Here is a 19,139-nt window from a genome sequence, read left to right as displayed (position 1 = left end):
CCACGAATCCGAAACGGCACGAAAGTAGAGGACATGACTGCAGGAGTGGAGACCGCGGCGATCGTCGTGGACTGTCTCGAGTACAGCAAACCTTCGCGCAAGCGGTTTCTGGAGTGGCGCGACGGCCACGTCGGCTGCGTCCACGTGACGGTCGCGGTGTGGGAAACGGCCCGTGAGACGCTGTCCGTGCTGGGCCAGTGGAACGACCTTTTCGCCGAGAACGCCGACCTGATCGCACCGGCTCGCACCGCGGCCGAGATCCGTGAGGTGGTCGCGTCCGGGCGGACCGCGGTCGTTTTCGGGTTCCAGAACACCGCGCCCTTCGAAGACGACATCCGGCTGGTCCAGGTCTTCCACGACCTGGGCGTGCGGATCGTACAGCTCACCTACAACACTCAGAACAGCATCGCCGCCGGGTGCTGGGAGAACGACGACGCGGGCCTGTCCACTCACGTGGGACGGCAGTTCGTGAAGGAGCTGAACGAGGCCGGAATGCTCATCGACCTGTCGCACTGCTCGGAGCGGACGTGCCTGGACACCATCGAGTTCAGCCAGGGTCCGGTTGCGATCACGCATGCCAACCCGCTGGAGTTCGTCGGCACCAATGTCGAGCTCAGTCGCCGCCCGAAGTCCTCCACCGTGCTGCGCGAGCTCACGAGCGCCGGTGGCGTCGTGGGCCTGAGCCCGTACGTACGGATGCTCAAGAACGGCGTCAAGACAACCGAGCAGGAATTCGTGGACATGATCTCGTGGACCGTCGAGCGGTTCGGTGTGGAACATGTCGCCCTCGGCACCGACTTCTACACCGGATACGACATCGAGGCCGTGAAATGGTGGCGCATGGGACGCTGGGGGCGCGAAAGCCCGGTCCCGATCGACGAGAGTACCCCGGTGGTCGAGTGGCCGACGTGGTTCCAGTCGCCTGCCGCTTTCCCGACGCTGGTCGAAACCATGATGCAGAGCGGGTTCACCTCCGCCGATCTGGATCTGGTTCTCGGCGGCAACTGGCTGCACCTATTCGAGCAGGTCTTCGACCACCGGTCCGCATGAGTCCCCATGTGGTCATCGTCGGCGGAGGACACAACGGCTTGGTCGCGGCCAACTACCTGGCGCGCTTCGGGATGCGGGTAACCCTCCTGGAGGCACGCCCCACGCTCGGCGGGATGGTCGGTCGGGTGGAGTACCTGCCCGGCTACTTCGGGGCGATCACCAACTCGCCAGGCTCGCTGGAGGGGCGCGTCATCCAGGAGTTGGAGCTGGAGCGGCACGGGCTGCGGTTCGTCAGCCCGAACGTGACGCTGCTACAGCGGATGAGCGAGGGGCTGTTCGTCGGCTGGCGCGACCGTGACCGGGTGGCCGCACAGCTGGACGCGTTCGCCGCCGGTGAGGCCAAGCGCCATCGTGTGCTCGTAGAGCGACTCGATGCCCTCGGGGCCGCGAGTGGGCTCTCGATGTGGGAACCACCGCCCTCGCTGAACGAGGCGCTGGACCGGATGCCGGCAGCGGTGCGGGAAGAGTTTCGCCGTGTCGTACTCGAGGGCAGCCTGAACGATCTGCTCACCGAGTCGCTGCGGACCGGCGCCGCCCGGAGCCTGATGATGATGCTCGCCCTCAACGGTCAGCTCGTCTCGCCGGACGCGCCGGGGTCGGCGATGGGACTGCTCATACGGCCCATCTCCCGCGCCTCGTCGACCGACGATGCGCTCGGTATCGGCGACGCGCCCCTGCGTGGTTCAGTCGGGCTACCGGTCGGCTCGATGAGCGCGATCATCGACGCGCTTGAGAGTGCGGCGGTCGAGCACCACGTCCGGATCCGGACGAACGCTCCGGTCACCGGCCTCGAACTCGACGGCAAAGGACGCGTCGAAGCCGTCGTGCTCGGGTCGGGCGAGAAGATCACCAAGGTGGACGCCGTGGTTTCGGCGGTCGAACCGTCCCGGCTGGCAGCGATGCTTCCCCAAGGAGCGATCGCACGCTCCGCGGCGCCCGAACCCCCGGAGGGATCGGCTTTCAAGATCGCCCTGGCGCTGGGGGCTCTCCCGGACGTCGCCGACGCTCCCGGCGACGTGCCGGTGGAGACCCTGCTCTCGGCGCAGTTCCGGATCGCGCCGGACCCGGCGTACATCACCGCGGCGGTCGCGGACGGCCTGGCCGGGCGCCCGTCGGCGAAGCCGATCATGTGGGGACTGGTTCCGAGCCTGACGTCGGACGGCCTTGCGCCTGACGGCAAGCACCTCATGAGTGTCAACGTGTGGCACGCACCTTACCGGCTCGGCCGGGAGTACTGGCGCACGCACGGTCAGGGATTCGTTGACGCTTGCCTGGCACAGCTCGAAGAGTCTTTTCCGCGTCTCCAGGAACGAATCGAGGACATGCGGTGGTTCTCGCCGCACGACCTCGAGGACGAGTTCGGTCTGACCGGGAGCAACATCACTCACGGCGACATGCTGCCGCCACAGCTGCTGGATGGTCGGCCGGGACCGGATTTCACGCAAGCTGTGCGGTCGATGGGAATCGTCGTGGGCGGTGCTGGCGGGTGGCCCGGTGGTTATGTCACAGGAGCACCTGGGCGGAATGCCGCGACAACGGTACACACGATAATGAGGAGTACGAGCCGTCGATGAAGGAATTTCTGGTCAATATCAAGATCGAGTGGCCGCGCGATCTTTCGGAGGAGACCATCCGGGAACTGTCGGTCGACGAGCGGACGATGGCTGCGGAGCGAGCGGCTGAAGGACACCTCGTCCGGATGTGGCGAGTGCCCGGACGCCGGGAGAACTGGGGACTCTGGCGCGCTGAGGACGCGACTGCGCTGCACGAGATCATCAGCGCCCTACCGGTGTGGCCGTACATGGACGTCACAGTGCATCCGTTGGCCACGCATCCCGTCGATCCGGGCACCTCGACCGCCTGAACCAGGCGATCGAGGCAGGTGCGAGCCTAACGACTCCCGCCGGTTGGGCGATCGCCCGGGACTGCTTGAGGTGTTGGGGGGCAGCGAAGCGTGCGGTCCGGCACCCGGTCCGGTCCTGCCCAGGACCGGACCGGGCTGAGCGAACGTCGCCGCTACCGCCCCGAGAGCGGCGACCGCTGCCAGGCCGACCGCGACCCGCCACGACAGCGTCGTCGCGCCGCTAGCCTCGTGTTTCGCACATGAGGATGGTTGGGGTCGGCCAGGTTTAGCGTCTTGATCATCTTATCGTGGTCGGATGCGTGAACGACCACGTCTACAACCGATCGCCTATGGCGGGCCGAGTATGGAGAAGATGCTGGGTGCGCTGCCGGTGGTGGCCGGCTATTGCCGCAGGTTGGACCTGGCTGGGGTCATCGATCGTGCCTGTCCGGTACGGGATGTGGCGATCCTGACCCATGGGCAGGTGATCGAGGCGCTGGTCGCCAACCGGTTGACCTCGCAGGCGCCGCTGCTGCGGGTCACGGACTGGGCGCGGGCGTGGGCGGGCGAGGAGACGCTGGGCATCGATCCGGCCGCGCTCAATGACGACCGGATCGCCCGCGCGTTGGACGCGATCGCCCGGAGCTGGATCGGATCGTTGGATCGGTTGGTGCACAGGCGATCGCGGCGTTCGGGCTGGAGGTGTCCCTGCTGCTTTGGGACATGACATCGATCTCGCTGTACGGGGCCTACGAGCAGATCGATGACGCCTTCGCCGCCCCGCGCTTTGGGCACCCGAAGGACCGCCGCCCGGACTTGAAGCAGGTCCAGGCCGGGCTGGCCGTCACCGGCGACGGTGGGATTCCGGTGTTGCACCGCGCCTATGACGGTGGCGGCGGGGAGGTCAACCAGGTTGTGCCCGCGATGACCGCTTTGCAGAAGATCGCTGGGCCACGACAGTTTCTGCTTACAGCAACATCCGAAACATGATCGCCGCGCACGTGGAGTTCATCGCACCCGCGTCGAAGACCTACGTACCCGCCCGTGTACTTGCCGCCCTCGACCCGCAGGACGCGACCGAGGTGGACTATGTCGCCGAGCGCGATGCCGGTATCCCCGCCGAGCAGCGAGGACGATGGCGGGTCACCGAAGACACCATGACCATCTCCGGGCCACGCAAGAAAGATCCGGTGCTGGGTCTGCGGCGGGTATTCGTGCATTTCCACCGCCTGGGCACACGCCGCCAAGGCCGCACGGGCGAAGAAACTCGACCGAGCCCGCGACGACCTGGACCGACTGACCCGGGGGCTGGGCAGCCGCCACTATCCGACACAGAAGGACCGAACGGGTCACCGCGATCGGCCGCGCCCGCCGGGTCACCGCCTACCTACGCACCGAGACCGGTACGGATCCGGCCACCGGCAAACCCACCCTGGCCTGGTCCTTCGACCAGGCCGCGATCGACGCCGAGGCCGCCACCGACGGGTGGTACGCGCTGCTGACCAACCCTGCCCGCCACCGTCGACGCAGCCGAGGTCCTGATCCGCTACAAGGGCCAGGAGGTCGTAGAGCGCCGCTACTCGGCGTTCAAAGGCCCACTCGAGGTGGCGCCGATGTTTCTCAAGACCAACCGGCGCATCGAAGCCCTGATCACTGTGATCTGCCTGGCCCTGCTGATCTTCTGCCTCATCGAACGAGCCGTCCGTCACGCACTCGCGCGCGAGGTGAAGATGACCGGCCTGGTTCCTGGACAGAAGGCCAAACCTACCGGTCGCCTGGTCTTTCAGGCCCTGGCTGGGTTACGGCTGATCCCCGCGACAGCCAGCCAACCGGCGCTCATCCCGCAACCCACACCGGTCCAAGCCCGATTACTCGATCTGCTTGCGGTCGACCCCACCCAACCGCCATGATCAACCAGCCGGGCATTCCCGGGTCCATCCCACCCTCACCCATGTGCGAAACACGGGGCTAGCCAACGGCCGCGGTCGCCGCGGTGGGCGGTGCCTGGGTATGCCAGCTGGTGCGCTGCTGGTAGGCGTGGGCGACGGTCAGGACGGTGGTGTCGTCGCCGGGACGCCCGACGATCTGGAGCCCGATAGGCAAACCGGAGCCGGTGAAACCACAGGGGACCGAAACCGCTGGCGCACCGAGAAGATTCGCCATTCGGGTGAGCCGATTACCAGCCCTGGCCATATGCCGGGCACCGAACTGATGCGCGGGCTGCTCACCGAATCGCTGTGGCGGTTCGGGGGAGGTGAGGGTGAGAAGGACGTCCCTGCCGTCGATAGCTTTGCGGAACTCGTCCTGGAACACCTTGCGAACCCGCGAAGCCCTCAGGTAAGCCGACGCAGGCACGGTACTGGCCAGGGCGACCCGACGCCGCGCCCCCGGACCGAACTGCGCGCTCCGAGCACGGAACAGCTCTTCGTGCACGGAATAGGACTCTGCCAGCACCAGCACCGAATGCGCTGTCTGGGCTTGTTCGATCATCGGCAGGGTGACTGATCCTCGGACCATTCCCGCCTCTTCAAACACCCGCACCGCGTCTTCGAACGCCGTCACGAACTCCGGATCCACATCATCGAGAAAAAACCCACTCGGAATCCCGAACCGCAGCCCACGCACCCGGCCACCAACAACCGCGTCCGTATCCACCGGCGGCATCTCCACCGATCCCGAATCACGCGTATCGAACCCCTCCACCGCCCGGGTCGTCAACGCCGCATCCGCCACATCACGAGTCAGCGGACCCACATGATCCAAGGTCCAGCTCAACGGCAAAACCCCAAATCTACTGACTCGGCCGGCGCTCGGTTTAAAACCGACAACACCGCACCCCGAAGCCGGCCCGCGAATAGAACCACCCGTGTCCGTCCCCAACGACGCAAACACCATACGAGCAGAAACCCCGGCCGCACTCCCACTGCTCGATCCCACCGTGACCCGCTCAAGATCCCACGGATTACGAGTACGCCCAAACGGATAAGCAGTGCCGGGGCCCATTGCAAACTCATAAGTCTGCGCTTTGCCCACAATAATCGCACCCGCAGCACGCAGCCGCTCCACCACAGCCGCATCAAACTCAGGCACAAAGTCCGCCATCGCCTGCGACCCTGCGGTATTACGCACACCACGAACAAAAATCAGGTCCTTCAGCGACACCGGCACCCCATGCAGCGGACCGCGATACTCCCCGCGGGAGAACTCGCTCTCCGCAACACGCGCAGCAGCCAACGCCTGCTCGCCCATCACCGTCACAAACGCACCCACCACCGGCTCCAACCCGGTAATCCGCTCAAGCGCGTCCTCCACCACAGCGACCGGAGACACCTCACCCCGCCGCAACAACCCCGACACGGCCGCCAGCGACAACTCACCCAGCGACATCAGCCACGCCCCTGGCCGACAACGAGGGTGCCTGGGTGTGCCAGCTGGTGCGCTGCTGGTAGGCGTGGGCGACGGTCAGGACGGTGGTGTCGTCGCCGGGACGCCCGACGATCTGGAGCCCGATAGGCAAACCGGAGCTGGTGAAACCACAGGGAATCGAAACCGCTGGCGCGCCCACGACACTGAACGGGCGACGGAACCGATTCTGCGCCGCCCGAGCCGCACCCCGGCCGTTATCCCTCGGCAACTGTTCATCGAACCGCGCCGGTGGGCGCGGGGAGGTGAGGGTGATGATGATGTCGGTGTCCTCGGTGGCTTTGCGGAACTCGTCCTGGAACACCTTGCGAACCCGCGAAGCCCTCAGGTAAGCCGACGCAGGCATCGTGCTGGCCAGCGCCATCCGACTGCGCGCGCTCGCCCCGAATTGAGCACCGCGCGCCCGGAACAATTTCTCATGGACCGAATACGATTCGCCGAGCAAAATCGTCGAATGCGCTGTCTGGGCTTGTTCGATCATCGGCAGGGTGACCGATCCTCGGACCATTCCCGCCTCTTCAAACACCCGCACCGCGTCTTCGAACGCCGTCACGAACTCCGGATCCACATCATCGAGAAAAAACCCACTCGGAATCCCGAACCGCAGCCCACGCACCCGGCCACCAACAACCGCGTCCGTATCCACCGGCGGCATCTCCACCGATCCCGAATCACGCGTATCGAACCCCTCCACCGCCCGGGTCGTCAACGCCGCATCCGCCACATCACGAGTCAGCGGACCCACATGATCCAAGGTCCAGCTCAACGGCAAAACCCCAAATCTACTGACTCGGCCGGCGCTCGGTTTAAAACCGACAACACCGCACCCCGAAGCCGGCCCGCGAATAGAACCACCCGTGTCCGTCCCCAACGACGCAAACACCATACGAGCAGAAACCCCGGCCGCACTCCCACTGCTCGATCCCACCGTGACCCGCTCAAGATCCCACGGATTACGAGTACGCCCAAACGGATAAGCAGTGCCGGGGCCCATTGCAAACTCATAAGTCTGCGCTTTGCCCACAATAATCGCACCCGCAGCACGCAGCCGCTCCACCACAGCCGCATCAAACTCAGGCACAAAGTCCGCCATCGCCTGCGACCCTGCGGTATTACGCACACCACGAACAAAAATCAGGTCCTTCAGCGACACCGGCACCCCATGCAGCGGACCGCGATACTCCCCGCGGGAGAACTCGCTCTCCGCAACACGCGCAGCAGCCAACGCCTGCTCGCCCATCACCGTCACAAACGCACCCACCACCGGCTCCAACCCGGTAATCCGCTCAAGCGCGTCCTCCACCACAGCGACCGGAGACACCTCACCCCGCCGCAACAACCCCGACACGGCCGCCAGCGACAACTCACCCAGTGACATCAGACCATCCCCTCACCAGCGGCAGCTCGGCATTCGGGTCAATCCCGGTGATATCCACCTCGGCCATCCCCCTGATCGCCTCGATGAGCGACGCGATCAGCGGGACCAGGGCCGGGTCGGCCGTCTCCTCGGGCAAGCAGAAGAGTTCTCGCACCTCTGCGGGCAGACCGTCGTTCACTCTCCGCTCCCCTTGAGGATCTGGGCGACCTGCTCGTCGCTCTTGGTCCAAGCGGCGTCAACCTCTTGAGGCGTCATGTAGTTCAGCAGGAAGCCGAGCTCCGCCGCCTTGGCGATCACCGCCTGATCCTGCATCGCTACCTTGGTCGCCTCGCTAAGCCGGGTAACGATCGCGTCTGGCGTCCCCGCCGGAACCGACAGGATGCCGACCGAAGCCATTTCCAGGTCGAAACCCTGCTCAGCGAAGGTCTTCACGTCCGGCAGCAGCGACACCGGCTCCTTGGCCATCACTCCAAGCGCGCGCATCTGACCGCTCTTGACGTACTGCTGGATCTCCGGCACGGACGAGAACGCGACCTCGATATGCCCGCCGAGCAACGCCACCGCCGTCGGGCCACCGCCGTCAAACTGCACGTTCGCGAAGCTGATCCCAGCGCTGTTTTCCAGGAGCACGCGGGCCATATCCGCCGGTCCACCCAGCGCGCCGGTGCCGACGGCGAGCTTTGCGGAGTTCGCCTTCGCCTTCGTGACGAGATCGTTTACCGACTTGAGGTCACTGTTGGCGTTGACCACCGCGACGATCGGGGTCGAGAAGTAGTTCGCGAAGCCCTTGAAGTTCTCGCGTTTGAACGCTGCCTTCCGCTGCGGGTCAAGGTAGGCGTTGGGGGTAGTCGGCAGCAGGGTGTAGCCGAAGGTGTAGCCGTCGGGCTTGGCCTGACTCAATGCGGTCATCCCGACCTGACTGCTCGCCCCGGGCTGGTTGATGACCTCGATGGAAGTGCCAAGTTCCTTGCCCAGGGCTGGCGTCAGGACGCGTGCGGAGACGTCAGTGAGGCCGCCGGGCGCGAAGGGGATGATCATGGTGATCGGCTTCCCCTGCTTGGGAAAGACGTCATTTCCCCCACCGGAGTTGGCCGTCGTGCAGGCGGCGAGCCCGATGGCGGCGGCGAACATCACCGCCATCATCCGCAGTGTCTTTCTGGCGTTGCGCACTGTTTTCCCTTTCGTTCGGAGGTGGTCCGGTATGCCTGCCGCAGACGTCATTCGTCGACGGTGACGCGGTGCTCAGCGCGCACCGCACGCGTCGCGAAGGCGGCGACCGCCACGACGCTCAAGCACAGCAGGACGATCGAGATAGGACTGGATACGAGGATCGAAGGATCACCCTGCGACACCGACAACGATTGACGCAGCGCCTTCTCGACCATCGGAGCGAGGATCAAGGTTAAGCAGAGAGGGGCGAGCGGTACATCGAGACGTTTGAACGCATACCCGATGAAGCCGAAGGCGATCATGACTACGACGTCGAACACGTTGGCGCGCAAGGCATAGGCACCCACGACGGCGAATACGATGATCAGCCCGTACAGCAGGGAATAAGGAATCTTGAGAATCGCCGCCCATGCCGGGATCAGCGGCAGATTCAGCACCAGCAGGATTACGTTGCCGACGAAGAAGCTCGCGATGATCGCCCATGCCAGCTCGCCATGTTCGGCAAAGAGCAACGGTCCCGGGGTAAGCCCGTTTTGCAGGAACGCGCCGGTGAGCACGGCCAGTGTCGCGGAAGCCGGGATGCCCAGGGTGAACAGCGGGATCAGCGATGAGTTCGCGTACGCGTTGTTAGCCGTCTCCGGGCCTGCCACCCCTTCAATCGCTCCCTTGCCGAAGTCACCCGGCTTCTTCGACATGCGCCGTTCCAGGCCATACGACATGAAGGTGGGAACCGCGGCGCCCACCCCAGGAACCAGGCCCAGCAGGAAACCGATACCGGTACCACGAGCCACAGCCGGACCGGTTTTCGCGATCGCCCGCCATTCCGGCCGCCCAGTCTTCTGGATGGCCACATCGGTGTTGTCACGCCCAGTGAGGTTCAGCAGGATTTCACTGAGGCCGAAGAGGCCCATGAGTACCGGAACGAACTCGATACCATTGAGCAACTCGGTGCTGCCGAAGGTGAATCGTGGTTCCCCGACGACCGGGTCGATGCCGATGGCGGCGATCAGCGCGCCGACGATCGCACTGATGAAGGCGAGCTTGAGGGACCGGCCAGCCAGGCCAACTACCAGAGTGAGGCCGAAGAGAACTAGCGCGAAGAACTCTGCGGGACCGAACTTCAGGGCGATGCTGCTCAACGGGATGGCCAGGAACACCAACCCCAGTGACGCTATGGTGCCCCCGATGAACGAACCGATGGCGGCGGAGGCAAGCGCGGTGGCGGCCCGCCCTCGTTTGGCCATCTGGTGACCGTCAAGGCAGGTTACCGCCGACGACACCTCGCCAGGAGTGTTCAGCAGCACCGAGGTGATCGTGCCGCCGTACTGCGCGCCGTAGTAGATCGCACACAGCATGATGATCGCGGCGACCGGGTTGAACCCGGCAGCGATGGGAATGAGCATCGCCGTCGTCGCCGTCGGCCCGATGCCGGGCAGCACGCCAACCAGTGTGCCGAGCAGGCAGCCGATCAGCGCGAAGAGCAAGTTCTCCGGCTGCAGGGCCATAGAAAGGCCCTGACCGAGCAGGCTCAGCGAGTCGAACATATGGATCAGACCCCCAACAGACCGACCGGCAGCGGCACGGCCAGCAGGTCAGCGAACACGTAGAAGGAGAGCGCGCTCGCTCCCGCCGCGATTAGCACACTGCTGACCACACGCCGCCGTTCGACGAACAGCAGAACGTAGAGAACCAATGCGAGGATCGTCAGACGGAACCCCAAGGGTTCGAGTACGAAGGGGATGACGACGAGCGCCCCGACCACCAGCCATACCCGCGCTGGCCGACGGAAACGGCGTCGGGGTGCGGGATCTGCCTCGCTGGCCTCCTCCGACTGACGTGGCTGCGCACCGTCGGTTTCCCCTTGGCGGCGCTGGTCCCACATCACGGCGAGGGCCAGCAGGCCGAGCACTGCGCCCAGGATAACCGTGAAGAAGCCAGGGCCAGGTCCGATCGGCGTCCAGATCACCAGCGATATGGACTCCACGCAGACGACGATGGCGACCGCGAAAATGGCTAATCCGAAGGCCAGGTATTGCCGTCTCATGATGCTCCTCTCCGGCCGTTGGCTGCGGTCGGTCCGCCGGCCACAACGCCGGCCCGGATAACCTGTGCCACAGCACTCAACGCACTCGTGTCCACTTCGGGATCACCGTGGACCAGCCGAAGATCGGCGGCCTTGCCCGGCTGGATCGCGCCCAGTCGGTCACCCTGCCGAACGGCCGCGGCGGCCCGGCCCGTAACCGAGTGGATGACCTCCGGGATGCCCATACCGATCGAGTCGACCAGGAAGCGCATCAGGTTGGGCAGGTCGTTGAACGGGGTGCTCGTCATCCCGGCGTCGGTGCTGGCGATCAGCTGCACACCCATGGTCCGGAACCTGCGCAGGACGTCCATCCGCTCGTCGCGAATGGCCCGCTGCTTCAGCTGGCGAGGGGTGAGGTGCTCTTCGATCGAGGAATCCGTGCGCCACCGCCGCGCCATACCAAGGCTCACGGGGATCCTTTTATCGACGATCTGCCGGACGATGTCTTCGTCGAAGCTGATTCCGCCGTCCTCGTTGAAGAACTGGCAGTGCTCCAGCCGGTGGATACCGGCGGCGATGGCGTTGCGGATCCCTGGAGTGCCATGCACATGGGTGGTGACCGTGATGCCGCCACGCTCCGCCTCGTCGATGACGATCTGGAATTCCTCCACCGAGTACTGGGCCCGCGCCGGATTGGAGGTCATCGTCAGTCCGCCGCCAGTGCCGAACAGCTTGATGTGATCCGCTCGCTGCTTCACCAGCGTCCGGGCGGCCTTGCGCAGTTCGGTATCGGAGTCGGCCTCAATGGCGAACCAGTTGAAGTGACCACCGGTGATGGTGATGCCGGGTCCGGTGGTCAGTACTCGCGCTCCCTGCACGATTCCGGCGTTAATCGCGTCCCGCACGGTCATTGTGACGTACTCCCGGCCGCCACAGTCGATGACGGTCGTCACGCCTGCCTCAAGCGCCTGCTGGGTATTGCCCAGGACGCGAAGCGCCAGTTCGCTGTGGTCGATGAACATCGGATCGAACCGGGCAGGTCGCTGATGTTCGGCGCAGAGATGCACGTGGCTGTCGATAAAGCCCGGCATAATCGACATCCCGGCTGCGTCCAGCACCAAATCATCCGGGCCTGCCAGTGGAGCATCGTCGGCGGGACCAGCCCACTCGATGAGCTCTCCTTGCACGATCACGATCGAATCGGCGACCGCTGGCGCACCGGTTCCATCGTAGAGCCGAGCTCCCTCGATACGGAGGGATTCCACACGCTCCGACAACTGAAACTCCTTGTCCTCGACGTACTGGAAATCAGGCACTCATCCTCAGTCATCGGAATAGCCAGGTCCATGGGGCGGGGTCGCATCTTGGGTATGAGATCCGGTCCTATGCCGCCGGCCCGGCTCGCATGAGCGCAGGTCAGCGGCGGTGCTACAGTCCCGGACCGATGGACGCCGAGACACGAGTTGACCGGCTCCGGGTCCTGCGGGCGATGCTGCCCCAGCCAGGTATCCGGCTCACCGTCGTGCGAACTCCCGCCGGCTACGGCAAGTCGGTGCTGCTCGAACAGCTCCGTGAGGCGTTGTCCCCCGGCGCGACATTGCTGAAATTGACGGCCGATCATGCGGATGCCGACACGCTTCGGCGTCAGCTCCAAGCGGCGTTATTGCTCGCCGACCGGGACGGCCGCTGCGGTGACGATCCGGCGGAGAGCCACTGCATCCTGCTCGACGACTACGACGCCATCGCCGTCTTCCCGCAAGCCAACGAAGTCCTGGAGAGCTTTCTGTTCAGCCTTCCCGACGGCGTGCACGTCGTGCTGGCCGCCCGCGCCCGGCCACGGCTTCCCCTGGGACGGCTCCGGGGTATGCGCGCCCTGCGGGAGCTGGGCGCGGATGATCTCGCGTTCACTGCCGCCGAATTAGCCGAGGTGCTGGCCGATTCCTGGGGTTCGCCGCTGGATGCGGCGGCCACGGCCTCGATCACCCGGCTCACCGAGGGCTGGATCACCGGAGCGGCGCTGTTGGTCGGCCCGGTCGGCAACGACCTCGACCCACCTCCGTTCGAACCTGCGGTCTGGGCCTCGTTCGACTACTTCGCCGAACTCGCCGAACGATTCCTACCGCCCGCGTTGCTGGAGTTCGCCACGACCTGCTCGGTGTTGCAGGAACTCCGACCCGAGGTGTGCCACCAGCTGACCGATGATCCGGCGGCGTTGGCGAGCCTGCGACTACTCGCCGATGGTTCCCTGTTTACCGCTGCTATCGCGCACGGTGCCAGCCGCTTCCGCTTCCATTCGATGTTCCGGGCTTTCCTCCAGCACCGGCTCACCCAGACCCGTTCCAGTTCCGAGGTGAACAGGCTGCACGCGATCGCCGCCGACGCGCTGGTGGCCGGTGGTGAGCCGACCAGTGCGTTGATCCACCTCCTGCGGGCGGGGCGGCCGGACCGGGCTGCGGCGCTGATCGAGGCAATCGGTATCGGCCAGCTGGAAGCGGGCTCGCTGGGCGCCATCGAAGATCTGCTCGATGGACAGTCCGGTGACGTGATGCGCCGACACCCCTGGCTGCTGGTCCTGCTCGGCAGGCTCAAGCGGCTGCGCAATGACTTTGACGGCGCGCTGGCCACCTTGCACGTCGCCGATCAGCAGTTCCAGGCCCAAGCACATGAGGAGGGGCACGCCTGGGTGTCGAGCGAACTCAACCAGGTGCGCTACCGCGATGAGGTCTACGCGGGTTCGGCGTCGAAGGTGCGGCAGGACTTGGCACGGGAGTCGCTGTCTTCGATTACCCGAGCGAATCTGTCCGCGCATCTGTGTTGGTTGCTCTGTGAAACCGGCCCCGTTCCGGAGGCGATCGCCGCCGGTGAGTCGGCGCTGTCTGGCGCGATCCTGGTGGACGACGCGCTGTTGCGACGGCGTGTGCTCGGCCGCGCGCACCGGAATCTCGCGCTCGCCTCGGTCTATTCCGGTGATGTCGATCGTGCGATCGCCCTCGTCGACCAGGCCAGGATCACCAGTAGCGACGATGTCTTCGAACTCGCGTGGAGCGATGTCATCGCCGCGGTCTCGCTGATCACCCGCGGAGAGCTCGCGGAGGCTGAGGCAGTGCTGACTGCGAGCCTGAGGCGCCGAACGCCATACACAAGTACGCAGCTTCGCTGGGCGCAGTGGTGGCTGGGCAATCTCCGACGAGCACAGGGCCGCCATGAGGAAGCCCGCGACGCCTATCACGCGGCGGGTCCGATGGCCCTGATCGACGACGCGGTGACACCGCCCCAGGGGCATGGGGTGGAACGGTTCGCCACGGTGGCCGATCGAATCGGGCAGCACGACCATACCGCACAGTCGACCCTCCGCCGCGCCGGTGCCAAGCTGGTCCGGGCACTGGCCCGCACCGAAGACGATCCACCGACGGCCATGGGGATGCTTGCGGCAGTCGCCCAGTATCTTGAGTCCAGTGGGCACCGGCTGCACGCGATGAGTGTCGCGTCGTATCGGGCGCGGCTGCTCACCGCGACCGGCCGTACACAGGAAAGCGCCGAACTTCGTGCCACCGTCGTCGGCTTCATGATGCACCGCAGAATCAGCATCCTGCCGTGGGGTGTGGCCCGTGCTCCTGAGGGCGAGCTCACCTTCGCCGACCGGGCCGGACTGAACGACGACGGCTTCGCCTTGATCATCGAGGACTGTCCTGACCCGGCGATCCGGAAGCGGCTGGCCACTGCCCATCGCGCGGCGGAAGTCCCGGCGGCGATCATTGAGCAGCTGCGTGCACGCTCGCTCACCTGGCGGGAGATCGACGTATTCATCGTCTACTACCTACGGGCGGGCGGACATCTGGGCACTGGTTCCTCGCTTCGCGACCGGACAGCGAGGACGCTGGGTATTTCCGAACACACACTGAAGAGCCACATCACCCATATCCGCGCCAAAATCGGTCACCCGCTCGAATCGCGCGAGGACGCGGTCCGCTGGGCGCAGGGGCTCGGCTCCTAACGGCGCGACGATCGCGTGGAGACGTGTCGACGCCCAGCCTCCCCAGACCAGGCGTCACCGGCCCGGATCGTCACTGGACTGGCTCGCTCACCGCGCCCGAATGAGGATGGTGCGTCTTAGCGGAGCGCTCGGCAAGCGATCTGAAGCGCCAGCCTGATTTCGGGGTCGTCGAGTCTCAGATTCATCAGTTGTTGGATCCGGTCGAGTCGCTTGACCACGGTGTTGCGATGAACGTTAAGCCGGTTGGCTGTGTGGGCAATCGAAGATTCCAGGCCGAGATAGGTCTCCAAAGTGGTCAGCAACACCGGCGATGTCTTGCCCAGTAAGGGTTTGAGTAATCGGCGGCTTCGGCGAGCGGTCTCCTCGTCGGCGACGGCACCCATCACCAGCCGTCGGGTCGGCGAAGCCCGTGCGTCCTCGACCACCTTGCGACCCGGTGCGTGTCCAGCGGTCACCGCTAGTTCCTGCGCCTCCAAAATCACTTCCGCCAGACCCGCACCGCCGCGCCGGGGCCTGCCGACCCCGGCCACCAACCTCGCGTCGACCTCCGCCACCACCAGCCGGGTGGCATTGACGAGCGCGTCGAACCGTTCGGCCGATGGTTCCCCAGGGAAGGTCGACCAGCTGACCCAGCCGTCGCCGAGCCGCACGAACTCACTGCCCGGCAACCGTTCCCGCAACACCCGTTCCACGGTGAGGGTCAACGGGTCCATCCGGGCCGCATCCGGAAGTGGGTCGGAACGCAGGCATACCGCGACATGCCAGCCATCCAGCCGCCAACCCGCGGCGACGCTCTGCTCCACCAGATGCGCCGAAACCCCCGATGTCGAGGTGAGCAGCTGCGCCAGTACGGACGTCTTGAACGCCGCGTCGCGTTGGGCATCGAACCGCTGTGCCACCGCCCAACCCGCCAGCGCCACCGCGGCGATGCCCAGTACGTCCTCGACCAGATTGCCAAAGCTTTCGGTGACTTCAGGCAGGTCGGCGATCAACCAGAGCGCGGATCCCTGCGTCGCACCCGCAGCCTGGGGCAGGGCCGGCAGCACCACCCGCAGTCTCTCCGCCGACGCGCTGCGCGTCGGCCCGGTCGTGACCAGGTCTTCGTGGGTAGGCGGGACGGCTACCGCGCCGGCCAGCACCACCGCGTCCGCGCCCACCACCGCACACTCGATGCCCACCTGCTCCCGCAGCAGGCTGACCACCACCTCCGGGGTGGCCATCCTGCCGCGCAACTTACCGGCCAGCCTGGCGCAGGCTTGTCCACGCGCAATCACGTCACCGTGCACCAGGTGATCGAGGCGGACGGCCAACTCCACCGGATCGCTTTCTGGGCTCGCCAACAGCGGCAGAGCGAGCCGATCGGCAAGCCATCGAGTCGACGTCAGCACTGTCTCGGCGGGTACCCTCGCCACGATCGCCGCCGTCCCGGCCGCGTGCAGCCGGGGCAACAACATCTCCAGCAGATGCCCGCGCAGCTCTCCCAGCACCACGATGGCCCCGGAGAATTCCACCTCGGGCAGCGCGGCAACCTGGTTCGGCGCGAGACCGCGCACCGAGCTGACCCCGCCGTCGAGCCCTGCTGCCCCGGCGACTAGGTGTGCGGTACTGAGCGCGGGCGCGGTGAGTAGCTGCCGGACCCGCGGCAGCCGATTCCGCGGCGTCACGCGTTGTCCTTAGCCAGCAGGTAACCGAACGAGGCCGGGGCGACCCGCCGCCACAGCCGCTGGTCCAGCCACCGCTGCGGGGCTCGCAGCACCACTACGTCGACCTCGTAACCGGGCACCACCTGCTCGGCCAGCAGCGGGGTGGCCGTCCGGGTGTCGATCAGACAGATCAGATCCGGCACGCTGGCCACCAACTTCCCCTGGTCAAAGGCCAGCAAAAATTCGTTCTGACTTTCCACGCGCAGCGGACGCGGCTCATCACCGCGCAGCCACACCACGACACTGCCCTCCGCATACGTTTCGCCCTCAACCCAGTGAACTTCGACCACGCGGCCGGTCCCGAGATGCCGGGCGTCGTCACAAAGCTCGCTCCAGCGAGCCCCCGCGGTGCCCTCGGCCCCGGTGCGCATGCTCGCCGCCGCGCGCAGTTTCGCCCCCAGCTCACGTGCCCGCGCCAGCGACCGGCGCACCCCGTACTGGGCCGCCTCCGCTGCGCTCATCGGGTAGCCGGCGAAAGCGGACCACCCGCCCATCAACACGGTCAGCGTCCGCAGGTAGCGCTCCGCATCGGCACCATCGATCCGTTCCAGGATGACCGTGCGGTTACCGGGCTCGGTCAGCACGAACGGGCATATCGGCAGGCCGGCGACGTCATAGCTGGTCTGGTCGAGCCAGGACAGGCCCCGCCCCATTCCGTCCACATCCACCAGGGGCAGCCCGGTGTGCGCGGCGACGGTGAGCGGGGTGAACACATTCGCACCGGCGGATTCATAGCCCGCGATCGCCATCGGGTGCGGACTTCCCAGATGCGTACGCAGTCGCTGGACCGCCTCGGTGAATTCCTCGCCGGTCGCGGCTTTCTCGGCGAAGGCGGTCACCGCGCCGACCAAACCGACACTGACCACGGTGGTTTCGGGATCCAGTTCCTCCGGTTCGAACACCGGAACCGGTCCGTGCTCAGCCAGCGCGCTAGCGGCCAGCAGGTGGGCTAGGTAGGGGTCGCCCGCACCACCGGAGCCCAATACGCGGGCACCGACCACAAGATCGGCCAGCGAGGACTCATCGATCTGCCACATGGGTTCCTCAGGTGTGTAGAAACGCCACTGATACGTCCAAACTAGGTCATCGTGACCACTGTGGGCCAGTCACATTCTTCCTAGAGTTCGACACACCAGATCGCACGGACCAGGAAGGACGGGCTCCAATGACGCAAATCCCGTCGACTTCGCACGGCTCACCCGACCATGACCCACCCGCGCCTTCCCACGCCGACGTCGGGCATGACGACTACGCACTGACCCGCGTGCCCGAGGCAGCTCGATACAGCTGGTGGTCCGTTGCCGTGCAGCGGTTCGGCCAGATGTCCGCGCTATCGCAGTTCTTGCTCGGCGCGGCGCTGGGCTTCGGCATGGACTTCTGGAATGCCATCCTCGCCATCACGCTGGGCTCGGTCATCCTTGAAGTGGTCGCGATCGCCACCGGACTCATTGGTCAACGGGAGGGCCTGTCGACCTCGATGCTGACCCGCTGGACCGGCTTTGGCCGCCACGGCTCCAGCCTGATCGCCTTGGTCATCGCCCTGAGCCTCACCGGCTGGTTCGGTGTGCAGAGCGCGGTGGCGGCGACCGCGCTCACCAAATTCGTGCCGAGTGTCCCTGTCTGGGCCTGGTCCCTAATCGTCGGCGCGGGAGTCACCGCGATCGTGGTCTACGGCTTCAAGAGCATGGCCTGGACCGCCTACCTGACCGTGCCGGCTTTCCTGTTGCTGGCCGGCTGGTCGATCGTCAGCGAGCTGAGCAAGCATCCGCTTGGGGCATTGACGACTTCCGAACCTGCCGGGCCCGTGCTGTCCCTGGCCACCGGCACCACCTTGGTCGCCGGCGGATTCATCGTCGGCATGGTGATCACACCGGATATGACCAGGTTCAACCGCCGACCGTCCGATGTGGTCAAACAGACGGTGATCGGTGTGACCATCGGCGAGTATCTGGTCGCCGTGACCGGGGTCCTGCTCGCCCACGCGCTGCGCACCAGCGACATCATCGAGATCGTTACCTCGACCAGCGGCTTCATCGGGGCGATCATCGTGGTCGCCGGCACTATCAAGATGAACGACTGGAACCTCTACTCAGCCTCGCTCGGCGTGGTGAACTTCATCGAAACGGTCTTCAATCGCTCCACCAACCGAGCCACGGTCAGCATCGCCGTCGGCGCACTGGGCAGTCTGCTTGCCGCGGCGGGCATCCTCGACCACTTCGCCGATTTCCTTGTCCTGCTCGGAGTCGCCATCCCACCGGTGGCCGGAATCATGGTCGCCGAGTACTACGTGGTGCGCCGGTGGCGAGCCGAGTTAAGCGCGTCGAGCCCAGGCTTGCCGAGCAGTGAACCGACCTGGGTTCCGGCCACCCTGGTGGTCTGGCTGCTAGCCAGCCTCGGCGGCAAATTCCTGCCGTGGGGCATCGGGTCGCTCAACGCCCTCGTGCTGTCCGTACTGCTCTACGTGCTCGCGGGCAAGCTCGGCTTGGTACGCGGCACCGGGGTGCACCACCGTTCTAGTTGATCAACCGGGCGAACTGACCATCCCCTGCCCTTAG

17 protein-coding genes are annotated in these 19,139 nt (G+C 65.8%); 8 read left to right on the top strand and 9 right to left on the bottom strand.

What is annotated here, in order from left to right; genetic code table 11:
* Positions 1 to 33 precede the first annotated feature (33 nt).
* The 6 genes from FDZ84_RS33795 to FDZ84_RS38295 all read left to right on the top strand — a co-directional run bounded on the left by FDZ84_RS33795 (position 34) and on the right by FDZ84_RS38295 (position 4,803).
* On the top strand, positions 34 to 1,050 hold the full coding sequence (locus FDZ84_RS33795; RefSeq protein WP_210435286.1) for a membrane dipeptidase: 1,017 nt from the start codon (positions 34 to 36) through the stop codon (positions 1,048 to 1,050).
* Entirely contained in the window at positions 1,047 to 2,624 is a 1,578-nt protein-coding gene (locus tag FDZ84_RS33790) for an NAD(P)/FAD-dependent oxidoreductase (RefSeq protein WP_246868619.1), read from the top strand. Before FDZ84_RS33795 ends, FDZ84_RS33790 begins: the two co-directional genes overlap by 4 nt.
* On the top strand, positions 2,621 to 2,914 hold the full coding sequence (locus tag FDZ84_RS33785; RefSeq protein WP_168589159.1) for a muconolactone Delta-isomerase: 294 nt from the start codon (positions 2,621 to 2,623) through the stop codon (positions 2,912 to 2,914). The genes FDZ84_RS33790 and FDZ84_RS33785 overlap by 4 nt, the downstream gene beginning before the upstream one ends.
* A 295-nt stretch (positions 2,915 to 3,209) precedes the next feature.
* Positions 3,210 to 3,620, top strand: coding sequence for a DUF4277 domain-containing protein (locus tag FDZ84_RS38305; RefSeq protein WP_210435285.1), 411 nt, complete (start codon positions 3,210 to 3,212; stop codon positions 3,618 to 3,620).
* Entirely contained in the window at positions 3,617 to 3,883 is a 267-nt protein-coding gene (locus FDZ84_RS38300; protein ID WP_210435284.1) for a hypothetical protein, read from the top strand. Before FDZ84_RS38305 ends, FDZ84_RS38300 begins: the two co-directional genes overlap by 4 nt.
* Before the next feature lie 623 nt (positions 3,884 to 4,506).
* The gene (locus tag FDZ84_RS38295; protein ID WP_210435283.1) at positions 4,507 to 4,803 is read left to right on the top strand and encodes a hypothetical protein; all 297 of its coding nucleotides are present in this window, start codon (positions 4,507 to 4,509) and stop codon (positions 4,801 to 4,803) included.
* Positions 4,804 to 4,861: 58 nt separating this feature from the next.
* On the opposite strand, the gene FDZ84_RS33775 is transcribed toward FDZ84_RS38295, so the two are convergent.
* The 7 genes from FDZ84_RS33775 to FDZ84_RS33745 are packed head-to-tail and all read right to left on the bottom strand — an operon-like array spanning position 4,862 to position 12,203.
* Entirely contained in the window at positions 4,862 to 6,280 is a 1,419-nt protein-coding gene (locus tag FDZ84_RS33775) for an amidase (protein WP_168589158.1), read from the bottom strand.
* Positions 6,267 to 7,694 (bottom strand): amidase, encoded by a 1,428-nt coding sequence (locus FDZ84_RS33770; protein ID WP_168589157.1) that lies wholly within the window; start codon positions 7,692 to 7,694, stop codon positions 6,267 to 6,269. Before FDZ84_RS33770 ends, FDZ84_RS33775 begins: the two co-directional genes overlap by 14 nt.
* Positions 7,681 to 7,872, bottom strand: coding sequence for a hypothetical protein (locus FDZ84_RS33765; protein WP_168589156.1), 192 nt, complete (start codon positions 7,870 to 7,872; stop codon positions 7,681 to 7,683). The genes FDZ84_RS33770 and FDZ84_RS33765 overlap by 14 nt, the downstream gene beginning before the upstream one ends.
* The gene (locus tag FDZ84_RS33760; protein WP_168589155.1) at positions 7,869 to 8,864 is read right to left on the bottom strand and encodes a tripartite tricarboxylate transporter substrate binding protein; all 996 of its coding nucleotides are present in this window, start codon (positions 8,862 to 8,864) and stop codon (positions 7,869 to 7,871) included. The genes FDZ84_RS33765 and FDZ84_RS33760 overlap by 4 nt, the downstream gene beginning before the upstream one ends.
* Before the next feature lie 47 nt (positions 8,865 to 8,911).
* Positions 8,912 to 10,408: a tripartite tricarboxylate transporter permease gene (locus tag FDZ84_RS33755; protein ID WP_168589154.1), complete on the bottom strand. Its 1,497-nt coding sequence runs from the start codon at positions 10,406 to 10,408 to the stop codon at positions 8,912 to 8,914.
* Between the two features lie 5 nt (positions 10,409 to 10,413).
* Entirely contained in the window at positions 10,414 to 10,908 is a 495-nt protein-coding gene (locus tag FDZ84_RS33750) for a tripartite tricarboxylate transporter TctB family protein (RefSeq protein WP_168589153.1), read from the bottom strand.
* A complete protein-coding gene (locus FDZ84_RS33745; RefSeq protein WP_168589152.1) occupies positions 10,905 to 12,203 on the bottom strand; it encodes an amidohydrolase family protein in 1,299 nt (432 codons plus the stop codon). The genes FDZ84_RS33750 and FDZ84_RS33745 overlap by 4 nt, the downstream gene beginning before the upstream one ends.
* A gap of 128 nt (positions 12,204 to 12,331) precedes the next feature.
* Here FDZ84_RS33745 and FDZ84_RS33740 point away from each other — a divergent pair, with 128 nt between their 5' ends.
* Positions 12,332 to 14,881: a hypothetical protein gene (locus FDZ84_RS33740; RefSeq protein WP_168589151.1), complete on the top strand. Its 2,550-nt coding sequence runs from the start codon at positions 12,332 to 12,334 to the stop codon at positions 14,879 to 14,881.
* A gap of 116 nt (positions 14,882 to 14,997) precedes the next feature.
* Here FDZ84_RS33740 and FDZ84_RS33735 read toward each other — a convergent pair whose 3' ends face one another.
* Entirely contained in the window at positions 14,998 to 16,545 is a 1,548-nt protein-coding gene (locus tag FDZ84_RS33735) for a helix-turn-helix domain-containing protein (protein WP_168589150.1), read from the bottom strand.
* Positions 16,542 to 17,621, bottom strand: a complete 1,080-nt coding sequence (locus tag FDZ84_RS33730) for a DUF917 domain-containing protein (RefSeq protein WP_168589149.1) — start codon at positions 17,619 to 17,621, stop codon at positions 16,542 to 16,544. The genes FDZ84_RS33735 and FDZ84_RS33730 overlap by 4 nt, the downstream gene beginning before the upstream one ends.
* Before the next feature lie 128 nt (positions 17,622 to 17,749).
* On the opposite strand from FDZ84_RS33730, the gene FDZ84_RS33725 reads away from it, so the two are divergent.
* Complete coding sequence (locus FDZ84_RS33725) at positions 17,750 to 19,105, top strand: cytosine permease (protein WP_168589148.1); 1,356 nt, start codon at positions 17,750 to 17,752, stop codon at positions 19,103 to 19,105.
* Positions 19,106 to 19,139 lie beyond the last annotated feature (34 nt).

This window comes from Saccharopolyspora sp. ASAGF58, assembly GCF_012277335.1.
Taxonomy (GTDB): domain Bacteria; phylum Actinomycetota; class Actinomycetes; order Mycobacteriales; family Pseudonocardiaceae; genus Saccharopolyspora; species Saccharopolyspora hattusasensis.
This window is presented reverse-complemented; position numbering and strand designations above follow the sequence as displayed.

Bases quoted from the DNA above. Each gene is read 5' to 3' on its own strand.
- FDZ84_RS33795 (WP_210435286.1), top strand. From the start codon at position 34: ATGACTGCAGGAGTGGAGACCGCGGCGATCGTCGTGGACTGTCTCGAG.
- FDZ84_RS33750 (WP_168589153.1), bottom strand. From the start codon at position 10,908: ATGAGACGGCAATACCTGGCCTTCGGATTAGCCATTTTCGCGGTCGCC.
- FDZ84_RS33755 (WP_168589154.1), bottom strand. From the start codon at position 10,408: ATGTTCGACTCGCTGAGCCTGCTCGGTCAGGGCCTTTCTATGGCCCTG.
- FDZ84_RS33725 (WP_168589148.1), top strand. From the start codon at position 17,750: ATGACGCAAATCCCGTCGACTTCGCACGGCTCACCCGACCATGACCCA.
- FDZ84_RS38305 (WP_210435285.1), top strand. From the start codon at position 3,210: ATGCGTGAACGACCACGTCTACAACCGATCGCCTATGGCGGGCCGAGT.
- FDZ84_RS33775 (WP_168589158.1), bottom strand. From the start codon at position 6,280: ATGTCGCTGGGTGAGTTGTCGCTGGCGGCCGTGTCGGGGTTGTTGCGG.
- FDZ84_RS33785 (WP_168589159.1), top strand. From the start codon at position 2,621: ATGAAGGAATTTCTGGTCAATATCAAGATCGAGTGGCCGCGCGATCTT.
- FDZ84_RS38300 (WP_210435284.1), top strand. From the start codon at position 3,617: ATGACATCGATCTCGCTGTACGGGGCCTACGAGCAGATCGATGACGCC.
- FDZ84_RS38295 (WP_210435283.1), top strand. From the start codon at position 4,507: ATGTTTCTCAAGACCAACCGGCGCATCGAAGCCCTGATCACTGTGATC.
- FDZ84_RS33740 (WP_168589151.1), top strand. From the start codon at position 12,332: ATGGACGCCGAGACACGAGTTGACCGGCTCCGGGTCCTGCGGGCGATG.
- FDZ84_RS33770 (WP_168589157.1), bottom strand. From the start codon at position 7,694: ATGTCACTGGGTGAGTTGTCGCTGGCGGCCGTGTCGGGGTTGTTGCGG.
- FDZ84_RS33790 (WP_246868619.1), top strand. From the start codon at position 1,047: ATGAGTCCCCATGTGGTCATCGTCGGCGGAGGACACAACGGCTTGGTC.
- FDZ84_RS33730 (WP_168589149.1), bottom strand. From the start codon at position 17,621: ATGTGGCAGATCGATGAGTCCTCGCTGGCCGATCTTGTGGTCGGTGCC.